This window comes from Shewanella psychrophila (assembly GCF_002005305.1).
Classification (GTDB): domain Bacteria; phylum Pseudomonadota; class Gammaproteobacteria; order Enterobacterales; family Shewanellaceae; genus Shewanella; species Shewanella psychrophila.
On the sequence record NZ_CP014782.1, the window covers coordinates 1,986,207 to 1,998,086 of the forward strand.

10 protein-coding genes are annotated in these 11,880 nt (G+C 45.5%); 2 read left to right on the top strand and 8 right to left on the bottom strand.

Annotation, left to right across the window (positions count from 1 at the left end; translation table 11 throughout):
• Nucleotides 1-88 precede the first annotated feature (88 nt).
• Nucleotides 89-1,300: a beta-ketoacyl-ACP synthase I gene (gene fabB, locus sps_RS08695; protein ID WP_077752171.1), complete on the bottom strand. Its 1,212-nt coding sequence runs from the start codon at nt 1,298-1,300 to the stop codon at nt 89-91.
• Between the two features lie 222 nt (nt 1,301-1,522).
• Here fabB and mnmC1 point away from each other — a divergent pair, with 222 nt between their 5' ends.
• Nucleotides 1,523-3,514: an FAD-dependent 5-carboxymethylaminomethyl-2-thiouridine(34) oxidoreductase MnmC1 gene (gene mnmC1 / locus sps_RS08700; RefSeq protein WP_077755610.1), complete on the top strand. Its 1,992-nt coding sequence runs from the start codon at nt 1,523-1,525 to the stop codon at nt 3,512-3,514.
• 86 nt (nt 3,515-3,600) lie between these two features.
• Here mnmC1 and sps_RS08705 read toward each other — a convergent pair whose 3' ends face one another.
• Together sps_RS08705 and sps_RS08710 are read right to left on the bottom strand one after the other, a co-directional pair.
• Nucleotides 3,601-4,875 carry a sensor histidine kinase gene (locus sps_RS08705; protein WP_237158034.1) on the bottom strand — a complete coding sequence of 425 codons (1,275 nt, stop codon included), beginning with the start codon at nt 4,873-4,875 and terminating at the stop codon, nt 3,601-3,603.
• Nucleotides 4,876-4,914: 39 nt separating this feature from the next.
• Nucleotides 4,915-5,580, bottom strand: coding sequence for a response regulator transcription factor (locus sps_RS08710; protein WP_077752172.1), 666 nt, complete (start codon nt 5,578-5,580; stop codon nt 4,915-4,917).
• 92 nt (nt 5,581-5,672) lie between these two features.
• On the opposite strand from sps_RS08710, the gene sps_RS08715 reads away from it, so the two are divergent.
• Nucleotides 5,673-6,956 carry a DUF5666 domain-containing protein gene (locus sps_RS08715; protein ID WP_077752173.1) on the top strand — a complete coding sequence of 428 codons (1,284 nt, stop codon included), beginning with the start codon at nt 5,673-5,675 and terminating at the stop codon, nt 6,954-6,956.
• A gap of 226 nt (nt 6,957-7,182) precedes the next feature.
• Here the strand turns inward: sps_RS08715 and sps_RS08720 are convergent, their stop codons facing one another.
• From sps_RS08720 to aroC, 5 genes are all read right to left on the bottom strand, one after another.
• On the bottom strand, nt 7,183-7,734 hold the full coding sequence (locus tag sps_RS08720) for an RNA methyltransferase (protein WP_077752174.1): 552 nt from the start codon (nt 7,732-7,734) through the stop codon (nt 7,183-7,185).
• The gene (locus tag sps_RS08725) at nt 7,731-8,000 is read right to left on the bottom strand and encodes a YfcL family protein (protein ID WP_077752175.1); all 270 of its coding nucleotides are present in this window, start codon (nt 7,998-8,000) and stop codon (nt 7,731-7,733) included. Before sps_RS08725 ends, sps_RS08720 begins: the two co-directional genes overlap by 4 nt.
• 74 nt (nt 8,001-8,074) lie before the next feature.
• Nucleotides 8,075-9,199, bottom strand: coding sequence for an ATP-NAD kinase family protein (locus sps_RS08730; protein WP_077752176.1), 1,125 nt, complete (start codon nt 9,197-9,199; stop codon nt 8,075-8,077).
• A gap of 115 nt (nt 9,200-9,314) precedes the next feature.
• Entirely contained in the window at nt 9,315-10,487 is a 1,173-nt protein-coding gene (locus sps_RS08735) for an MFS transporter (RefSeq protein WP_077752177.1), read from the bottom strand.
• Between the two features lie 188 nt (nt 10,488-10,675).
• A complete protein-coding gene (aroC, locus tag sps_RS08740; protein ID WP_077752178.1) occupies nt 10,676-11,770 on the bottom strand; it encodes a chorismate synthase in 1,095 nt (364 codons plus the stop codon).
• Between the last annotated feature and the right edge of the window lie 110 nt (nt 11,771-11,880).

The window sequence follows — 11,880 nt, forward strand, 5'->3', positions numbered from 1 at the left end:
ACAAAAAAGGGAGCCTAGGCTCCCTTCGTTATGTTTAGCACTTTAGCGATAAAGTACCTCACATTTTACGTAACTTTCAGGTTGAAGGTTACTTATACTTTCTCATGACCAAGGTTGCATTCGTGCCACCGAAACCGAAACTGTTACTCATAACAGTATTGAGTTCAGCCTTCTGGTATTCAGTCACCACAGGCATGCCTTCGGCTTTCTCGTCCAGGTTATCAATATTGATACTCGGCGCGATAAAGCTGTTTTCCATCATGATCAAGCTGTAAATTGCTTCGTGAGCACCGGCTGCGCCGAGTGCATGACCCGTCAGAGACTTGGTCGATGCGATGGCTGGCAAGTTATCACCGAAGGTTTCACGTAGCGCTTCAAGCTCACGCATGTCACCGACAGGCGTCGATGTACCGTGAGTGTTGATGTAATCAATAGGCGTATCGACATCGGCAAGGGCCATTTGCATACAACGTACTGCGCCTTCTCCCGATGGAGCAACCATGTCATAGCCATCTGATGATGCGCCATAACCGATGATTTCTGCGTAAATTTTCGCGCCACGTGCTAACGCGTGCTCAAGCTCTTCAACAACCACGATTCCGCCGCCACCTGAGATAACGAAACCATCACGGTCTGCATCATAGGTACGAGACGCTTTTTCAGGCGTATCATTGTACTTGGTAGACAGTGCTCCCATGGCATCGAAGCCCATAGTCAGAGTCCAATCAACCTCTTCAGCGCCACCAGCGAAGACCATATCTTGCTTACCCATCTGAATAAGCTCTGCGGCATGGCCAATACAGTGAGCACTGGTTGCACAGGCAGAACTGATTGAATAGTTCATGCCTTTAATCTTAAACGGCGTCGCTAAGCAAGCACTCGCAGTGCTAGACATGATGCGCGGTACTATATACGGACCTACACGCTTAACGCCTTTCTCGCGTAATACATCTGCGGCTTGTACCTGGTTAGCCGATGACGCGCCACCTGTTCCGGCTATGATACCGACACGAGGATCTGAATACTGCTCTTCAATTAAACCAGCATCTTTGATGGCTTCAGCCATTGCAACATAGGCATAGGCCGCGGCTTTGCCCATAAAGCGTAGTGCTTTACGGTCAATATGTTCTTTCGGGTCTAACGTGATATCGCCCCAAACATGGCTGCGAAGTTTCATTTCTTCAAACTGAGCAGAGTGGGTAATACCACTTCGGCCAGCTTTCAGGGACTCAGTGACTTCTTGCTTATTGTTACCAATACTTGAAACTACGCCAAGTCCGGTGATCACGACTCTTTTCATTATTTCTTTCCATTTAGTACATTTAGTACTTTCAGTACCAATTTTGCTGCGGCAATAATATCGCTTTTAGCACAATTAAGTGGTCAGCTTTCCATAAACACGGGTAAAATAATGCCTAAAGTGAGACACAGAGTAAATTCATTGACCCAAGAACATGAAGAAAAAACACTAAATAGCCGTATTTATAGTCATTTTAACTCTTTTCTTACACAATTAGCTAAAATGTATCCTGAAAAAAATAAGTTATCGATAGGGCAAATTGGACTCTGTGATGCACAGCAACTGATATCGGTCATCTTACTGCAACAAAAATCCATGGCGGATACTCGCTTGCATATGCAGATTTTCGAATCTGACTTATCGGCCGTTGAGCGCATAAATCTCGAACTCACAGCACTTCAAACTCAGCATAGAGAGTGCAAAGAACTGGCCCATACCGATTCAGTTCTAGACTCTGAATTAAACCTACAAGCCAGCTCAGGTTCATTCGCTGACAAGCAAGCTGCAATTGAGCAGCTTATCGATTCAAAGCTAGTTGCAATACCGGGCTGCCAGAGACTAGTTTTAAATCAAGGGCACTGCCTCATCGACCTCTATCTCGGTGATATACACTCAAGTTTAAGCAACACGCTTGCCCCCGCTGATTCGGCATCTTATATCGATGCATGGGTTCACACGTCAGATTCACATGGACTGAATGAAGCGCAATTATGGCAAATGGCAAAGCTCAGCAGCCAGACAGCCCTGCTATCTAGCGTGCACATGAATGAGCAACAAGCTAACTTCGCCCAAATAGCGGGTTTTTCCCTAGCAAACTCATTTTTTAATGACTCAACATCAGAAAAGAGCCCTCAGCCCCCAACACCGACTCTGTTAAGTGATGAGATTTCTCAGCAAGAGCGACGGGCGGTAAGGCAAGCTCAGGCCGATACGTTTCAGCACTATCCTCAGTTACCAGCAAAAGAGGGCGCTATTGCCGTCATAGGTGGTGGCATTGCCAGCACTCATCTTGCACTTTCCCTTGCAGAGCGAAATAAAACCGTGCGGATTTTTTGCCAGGATGAAAGCTTTAGCCAACAGGCTTCGGGAAATAAACAAGGCGCGGTCTATCCCCTACTCACCCCAGATAATGGCACCCTTAGCCAATATTTTCAGCAAGGCTTGCTGTTTAGCCGAAGACGATTAACCAGCCTGCTCAGAGAAGGCTTTAACATAGCGAGTGAACTGTGCGGTGTGTTGCATACGGGCCACGATGAACGCAGCTGTGGCAGAATCAACCGAATAATCTCGGCGCAAGCCTGGCCGAAAGACATCGCCCACAGTGTCTCCGCCAAAGAAGCCACTGCTCTCGCAGGCATAGAGGTCGATAAAGAAGGTGTTTTTTACCCGTTAGGGGGCTGGATAAGTCCGCCGGAATTTACCCAGGCGGCATTCGACAAGGCTGCCCAAATTGCCGATGTCAGCGCCTTGTTTAACTGTAATATTACCCGTATCGAGCAAAGCCAAGGTCAATGGTACCTGTATCAGGACTCAGACTCTCATTCGAATGAGGTTAAGCATGGTCCCTTCAGCACTTTAGTGCTGGCCAATGGCCATGGGTTGACTCAGTTTGAACAAAGCAAACTCCTTCCGGCAACCGGATTCAGAGGTCAAGTAAGTCATATCCCAGCCCGCAACGAGTTGGCAAAGCTCACTACGGTTTTGTGTTCCCACGGTTACCTGACACCCAGCAATAACCAGCTTCATTGCACCGGTGCCAGTTATGTTAAAGACCCAGCTCACCTGGATTATTGTCCTAACGAGCAGCTGGATAACCTTAAAAAGATGCAGCACAGCTTTGAAAACAAGTCATGGGTCGAAGATATCGATATCACGGGACACAGTGCCAGAGTCGGCGTGCGTATGGTCACTCGGGATCATGCACCCATGCTGGGCTGCGCACCCGATACCGATGTAATGCTAGAGAATTACCAGCTCCATCAACATACTAAGGCCAGTATCAAGTTCTGGAAAGATAATCCGGCCCCAATTCATGATGGCCTGTTTATTTTAGGTGGCCTAGGTTCGAGGGGAATAACAACAGGACCACTCGCTGCCGAAGCCCTCGCCGCTCAGCTGTGCGGAGAGATAATACCACTGGATATGGCTACATTAGCCCTACTTAATCCCAATCGAATGTGGATGCGTAAACTGATTAAAGGTAAGGCATTGTAGTCAATTTACAAACTCTAAGCTCTAAACCAGAATGCTAAGCCAGAAGCACCAAGCGCTCTGGCTTAGTCTTATAAAGAATCCAATTCTTATGGTGAATCCGATTCTGTAGAAAAGTCTATTCGCGCAATAAATTCACTCTCATCATTATTTAATTCGACGCCCCAATTCATTCGCTCACAGATCCGCTCAATGATAACTAAGCCACAGCCATAACCTTCATTATAAATATCATAACCATCATGACGGTTGACCACCTGCAACTGAGTGCCTGCTAACTGAATATCGATATCGCCGACACTGTAACTAAAGGCATTTTTAATCAAGTTATTGATGACCACTGTGATAAAACTCTCTGGAGCATATACACTCAAAGCTCCCTCAATCGACAGTTGATAGCTAGCACTATTTTTAGAAAACAGCAGACTCAGCTCATCGAGTTGCCGTATCAGAATCAGCTCTAGCTGGCTCTCTTTTATATGCTTAGGTTCTATATCTTTGCGACCAAGCAGCAAAAATGTCTCAGTAAGCAGCTCCATTTCATTGCTGGCTCGCTCAAGACGCTTGATGGCTTTAACGGCTACATGAGGTAAATCAGGCACTTTATTCAGTAACTCGGTAGAGCCTTTTATCACCATGATAGGCGTTCTTAATTCATGGGATGCAAAACGGCTGAACTCTTTTTCACGCTTAAAGAAGTTACTGATATCGATTTTACTCTCGAGTAGCGTGGTCTCAATCTCACGGGTTTCTCTAAACTGGGTCTCTATATCGAATAGGGGGTTGTCCGGGGACATTTGACTAATTTTATCTTGGATCTTAGATAGGGGGCGCGAGATTGTCCGCACAAAATAGATCCCATACAAGACCATAGACAAGGTTAAGAATCCTCCCAAAATCATAGTCAGGTAGTGAAGACCAGATTCATATTCATCCAAGTAATCATCGGCATCATCCTGAAAGACAACATACATCAAGCCTTTACCGGAGGGATGTTCTGTAACAATAAAGTGTTTATCTTCAGTGCCGATAAGATGCTCATATAACCCAACCTTGGTGTAATTATTGAGCCAGTCTGGCATCGACGTTTCACTCCAATAGCTACTAAATTCTACCGAGTTAGGTAGAGGCGCCTGTGGGCCAAACTGCTGATAATCTCTTTCATATTGACTGGCCTCGGTATCAAGCCAGTGGTGTAAACTGATGACTTCTAATTGATCTTCGGCGATATAGATAAGTGACCAGAAAAGGCTGACGATCAAGAGTGTCATCAAGCCAAAGCTCCAGCGTATCTTGCGATAAAAGCTGGGATACTGATTGTGATTAGATCCAAGAATATTGAACATAGAGAGGTCACTTTCCATATAAGCGCTATAGCGATAAAACTAGGTTAGCCATGAGATTTATTTAATCCGATAGCCTTGGCCATGTAAGGTTTCAAGTCTGGACTCACTAAACCCTTTATTGAGCGCTGTCCTTAATCCATAGACATGACTTCGAAGTGCATCGCTATTTGGAGATTCGTCCCCCCACAGGGCCTCGGTGATCTCTTGACGACTGACATAACCTGGAGCATGCTTTAGCAGCAGCTTAAGTATTTTAAGTTGCGTTCTGCTTAATTTAACGACGACCTCACCCCGAATAACTTGGTTAGTGCGTATATCCATAACGATATCTGCATATTTAAGTTCACCGATATCTTTACGAGGACCACGATTTTCCAAGGCATGTAGCCGTAGACTCAGTTCTTGCATCGCAAAAGGTTTCAGCAGGTAATCATCTCCCCCAGCTTGGAAGGCCAAGATCTTATCTTCCAGATGGTCTTTAGCCGTGAGAAATAAAATAGGTGTACTGCAAAATAGCTCTTGTCTCAGCTTTTTCACCGTGCTGATCCCATCAAGTTTAGGCATCATAATATCCATTATAATCACATCATAATGGTTTTCAGCGACTAAATGGATGGCACTCTCGCCGTGGTAGGCACAATCAATCACAATGCCTTCGAGTTCCAAATAATCCGCGATGGTTTCAGAGACACTAGGATTATCTTCGACAATTAATACTTTCATATTTTTTACGCTTTTCTTCACGAGTCCTTCACACTCACATCAATATGATGCTCAGCCTATCCTGTATTTTATTCATTAAGGTATGACAAGTAATGAAAAGCTCAAGTGTTAAATATTTCGTTTTAGCGGGTGTGCTCGCGACATTCGTTGCCGGCTGTGGCAGTTCTAGTAATGATACCGATGATACTAGCCCCGAGCCTAGCACAACTACTATTTTTGGACCCGTTGACAGCATATCTGTGGGTGAGCAAACAATTACTGTTAATGGCTATCAATTGGAAACAACTCAGGCATCCGTTAGCTATGAGGATAATATTCTCACAACAAGTGCAATAACCCAAGGCACGCAGGTTGAAATTGAAACATTGAATGCTTCAGCACAAGAGATTGAACTCGATCCTGCAGTCACAGGAATTGTAACGGCCATCCAAGCCGACCATATTGTGGTCAACGGTGAAGCATTCTATTTTGACCAGCTAAGCGATAATATCGCAATTGGCAGCTGGGTGATGATCTCTGCTAAGCAACAAAGTGATGCTAGCTGGTTAGTCTCTTCTATTGATAACCCGCTTGAATTAACGACTTCAGAAGTCGAAGGCCGAATTTCTTCCCTCAATATTGATGCCCATCAGTTCAATATAGGCACAATTATTGTCAATTATTCTAATGCCGAATTTGATGATAAAAATACACTTCAAGTTGGCCTATGGGTCGAAGTATTTGGTCAATATTCTAATCATATGTTAGATGCCATTGATATCGATATAGAAAATCAGCATGACTATCACGGTGCAGAAGTAGAAGGCACCGTCACTTGGGTCAATTCAGAACAGAGCCACTTTGAGCTTAATGGACACACTAAAATTAAGATTACGGCTGAAACGCGTTTCGAAGATGGCAGTCAGAGCGATCTTAGTATCGGTGATATCCTTAATGTTGACCTAATAGAAAAAAACCAAGCACTACTTGCCACAGAAATTGATTTTGAAAGCCAGCAAACGCCTGTTTCAAAGAGCTTCTCACTGGAGGGACTCGCTCAAATCGACGGTGAAACATTTATGATTAATCATATTGAGTTTGCCTTAGATGCCGGCACTTACTTCGATGATGGTTTAACCTTAGCCAGCTTGAATAACACTTGGGTTGAAATTGAAGGCATTGAATCAATCAGTCATCCTGACGACACGCTATGGCTAGTTAAAGAAGTAGATAAAGAACAACAAGAACAACACATAGATCTAGAGGGGCCAGTTGAAAATAACACGTTATGGAACTATGCATCGTCTGATAACTCCTTATCCCAGTTTAATGGACAATGGGTAGAAGTTGAATGTCAGCTTAATGGTGACGATTTGCTTGGATGCAAACGAGACTAATACCCAACATATCTAACCTGGAGATGGGTTACCGCCCAGGTTTTGTTATTTCTGCGTTTCGACTCCCGCCTGTATTAGGGCATTTGTTAAGAGAATTAGCCCAACTGAGATACACTGTTCTGACATTCCCCCAGTTAAATACCGAAGTATTTTGCCTCAACTGATCGAAGCTCTGGCCTCTATCCGCCGCCTTTGCCAATCATGAATAAGTTTACAATCGTCGTTGTTACTTTTGCCTGACTTTAACCCGATTATTATTATCACGGCTTTGCCTGATAAGCGCGTCATCGGCAATCTGCATATTAGTCTTGGCTAAACGGTCATAGAGTAAAACATTTACCGACGAAGCCAAATTCATGCAACCTATGGTGGGCACATAAACCACGGCGTCGGCTTCATCAATAAGGGCTTGATCTATGGTGCCGTCTTCCGGGCCAAACACATAGATGGCTTTATCCGGATGAACAAATTCAGGTAAAGGAATCGCGCCTTCGACTAAATCAACACAGATAAGCTTTACACCATCTGTCTGGGCCGATAAAAGATCGTCAATTGCAGTCAAGGGAATATGTTGCCCCACCCTCTTGGTATCAGTATTGTACTGCTCACCTCTATGTTTAGCAGCGAGCGCGTAACGTTTACCGGTATACAAGATCTCATTGGCCTGATAACAACCTGCGGCTCTCATCACACCGCCCACATTCGTCGGGCTTTTGGGATTAACTAACCCAATTTTAACTAGGCTTGTCCTGTCTACACTGCTGGCACAAGTTGTCACGCGCTGAGTCTTTCATTCAATTGTTGCCAAGCAGAAGCGACCAGAGCAAAATCCGTATCATCCAGCTCTTTTTTCGCCAGCTCAAGACACACATCCATTTTCTCACCAAGAGCATCGATGCCTTGCACAGTTTCTACTTCTAGCTGAGAGATAGCCACCGCGAAATGTCCTTGAAGGTAACCACTGGCAAATAGGGCATCTTCATCGCCTTTCGCTACGATATCGTCTATCCACTCATATAATGATGTTTCATACAGCTCTAACATGGTAACTCCGCTCTTTCTTTATCTATATATGCCGCTCACTGGCAGCAAAACTCAATTTTTAGGTGTTGAACCGATTAATTCAGATCGGGATTAGCCACCTGATACATGACGTAATCATGGTATCCCGTGATGACTCGATAATAGCCACATAGGTCTTTGTCTAATTCCGGGTCGCCACTATCCACAATTAAGGGGCGTCCTTCAAGTGCTTTTAACTTAGTTTTTGTCGACAAAATGATGATATTGTCTTTGCCGACACGTTTTATCAGCTCACTGGATAGCTGCTGGTTGCCTCGACCCAGAATATGCCCTTGTCCGCCGATCAGAGTGATCACTAACTTAACCGACTGTTCTTTAGTCATATCCAATAATTGACTCGCACTGAGATCGGCGCCAATCACTTGGTGATCCTGGAGCAGATCGACGCCCAACAAGGTATTTTCAACCTGTAACTCACTCATTACGGCGGCGACGGTACTGCCTGAGCCCATGATATACAGATCATCTTCCATATTCTCTATGACTTCAGCTGCGATATCGCTAAGCACCAAGTCATCGACTTCTATTCCGCCCATTTTTACTGCTTGAATAAACCTAGGTTCAGCGGGGACCAACATCTCACCATAGCATTTGGCTCTGACAGTGCCTTTTCTGAAGGCCACCTCATCGATATCCATCACATCGGCGCTCATCAGGCTAACCAGCTCACCATCAAGAAGCATCTTAACGACCATGCCTGATGCGTGTGGCGTAATGCCGTATACGCCTGAGTGGATCTTGACCCCTGCGGGAACACCGAGAACCGGCATGTTTTCATCGGCCACAGAATAAACATCCCGCGCAGTTCCATCACCACCAGCAAACAGCAGCAGATCTAACTCTTCATCTAAAAGATATTTAACCATGGCTTGGGTGTCTCTTGCTTCACTCTTACCGAAAACATGATGCACTACACGGACATCGAACCCCATATCTTTGGCCAAGGTTTCACCCATATCGCCGGAGGCTGTGATCACTTCAATCTTATCTTGATGGGGTAAGATCACGTCGAGTGCCTGTTGCATACGCAATTGCGCCTTAGGCTTAGCGCCGCGTGCCAACGCCTCTTCTGCCACACCATCACTGCCCTTGAGTGCTACACTGCCTCCAAGACCTGCGAAAGGGTTGATGATTAACCCCAGACGAAATCTAATTGCCATTTACTGTCCTTTAATATGTCTGATAAAACATGCAACTTGTAAAGCAGTTACACATAAGCCTGAAATACCCAAGTTAGGTCTTACGCAAGTCTTGAACTCTTTCGGCGCATTAGTTTTAAGCTGTGTGCTTATGGCCATCGACCTGCTTAGGTATAAAGTAAACGGCCAACATCGCGAGAAAAGCACATATTGCCGCGGCCAGCCAAGCTAAGTAAGCCCCTGAGCCGTCTCCCCAGATCATGCCACACAGCCAAGTACCCAGAGCCCCACCGACACCGAAGCTGAGACTAGCATATAAAGCTTGGCCTTTGCTTCTGTGACTCACATCGAAGCGACGATGAACAAATTGAATGGATGCAGCATGGACTAAACCGAAGGTAAAAGCATGCAGTAATTGACTGACGCCAAGCCAGATAAAGCTATCAACCAAATATGCCATTATCAGCCAACGGATAGCTGTAAGACCTAGGCTAGCTACCAACAACCTGTTGACGCCGAAGCGACCGATTAAACGCGGCGCTATCATAAACATCAATATTTCGGCCAGAACCCCCAACGCCACATAAATACCCGCGACCGCCTCTGTATAGCCAGATTGCTTAAGATAGAGTACGAAGAATCCATAAAATGGCCCCGCGCTCATTTGCAATAATATCGCCGAGATTAAAAACCAGATAATCCCTTTATCTAAGACTAGTTTAGGCGTGTCGCCTTTCGCCTTTACCACGGCTCTATCCGAGGGTAAAGGCAGTGCACAGAGCAGTAACCCGATGAATAACACCATGCCGACATAGGGTAAGATCTCTGTGCCCCAAAGGGAAATGCCGAAGCCCACACCCACCACAAAGACCAAATAGCCCAGACTACCAAAACTACGAATGGCGCCGTAACGGGAGGTATTTTCCCCTAAAGTTTCCAAGGTGATCACTTCCAGCTGTGCCAAGATGGCATTCCAAAAAAAAGTATAAACACACAAGCTAATGGCAAGATAGGTAAAACTGCCATCATAGAAAAAAGTAAGATAGCTCACCGCTGCCGCAGCGGCTCCCCACTTAACGAGCTGGGCGCGCATGCCTGTTCTATCGGCTACCATGGCCCAAACATTGGGCGCTATGATCCGCGTAGCCATTAAAATAGCCAACAGAAAGCCTATCTCCTGGGGATTAAAGCCACGATTTTCGAAGAAGACCCCAAGATATGGCACCATCACACCTAAGATGGCAAAGAAGAAAAAATAACAGGCGCTGATCCAGCGTAGTTGTGTACTGGCTTGAGATGTCTGATCCATGATGTCGCTTCTTATATAAAACAGCTGCCTGCGTATTTATCGCCGCAACAAGATAAGAGAAAAGGATGATACCGCTTGGTATTAGCCCAACCAGATTGGAATTTATTTTTTAAATAACAAAACAAAAGAGGCGCCTCCGAATACTAAAGAGGCGCCTCTGGATTTATTTAGCACGCATCAACTTTTGATTAACGCATACCAATATGAGGTGTTGTGCTGTGCACATCCATATTTTGCGCCCTGTGTCTCAACAGGTGATCCATCAATACAATGGCAAGCATAGCTTCTGCAATAGGAACCGCGCGAATGCCAACACAGGGATCATGGCGGCCTTTAGTTATCACCTCGGCAGTCTCACCTTGAGCATTCATGCTCTCGCCAGGAATGCTAATGCTCGACGTCGGCTTCATGGCAATATGGGCCACTATGGGTTGCCCCGATGAAATGCCGCCTAAAATTCCGCCGGCATGGTTTGAAGCAAAGCCTTCGGGGGACATGAGATCCCTATGCTCTGAACCTTTCTGATTTACCACTTCGAAACCATCGCCAATTTCGACACCTTTAACCGCATTGATGCCCATTAGTGCATGGGCAATCTCGGCATCGAGTCTATCGAAAACGGGCTCACCGAGTCCTACGGGGACACCTGTGGCGACAACAGAGACTTTGGCACCGATAGAGTCACCACTCTTTTTGAGGTCGCGCATATACTCATCGAGCGCCTCAAGTTTAGACGCATCGGGGAAGAAGAAAGCATTTTTCTCAATCTGACTAAAGTCGATTGTTTCGGCCTTAATGGGGCCAAGCTGAGACAAGTATCCATTGATCTCAATACCATGAACTTGTTTCAGGTATTTCTTAGCAACCGCACCTGCAGCCACACGCATGGCCGTTTCTCTTGCGGATGCACGCCCGCCACCGCGATAATCACGTAAGCCGTATTTCTGCTGGTAGGTGTAATCTGCATGTCCAGGACGGAACAAGTCTTTGATATTGGAGTAATCTTTACTACGCTGATCGGTATTCTCAATCATCAGACCAATCGAGGTACCTGTGGTTTTACCTTCGAATACACCAGATAAAATACGAACCTCATCGGCCTCACGTCTTGCTGTGGTATAGCGAGAAGTCCCGGGACGACGTCGGTCTAGATCATGTTGCATATCAGCTTCATTGAGCTCGAGTCCCGGTGGGACACCGTCGATAATACAACCTAATGCGACACCATGGCTTTCACCAAATGTTGTCACCACAAAATTTTGTCCAATACTGTTTCCCGACATCCGCTCTATTAACCTCTGACTGTTTTAAATACTCTGAATTTGCACACAGGCCGAGATTAGCTTAAATGAGCGGCAAGTGACAAGCTTAAATAAGGACTAACTTATTCGTT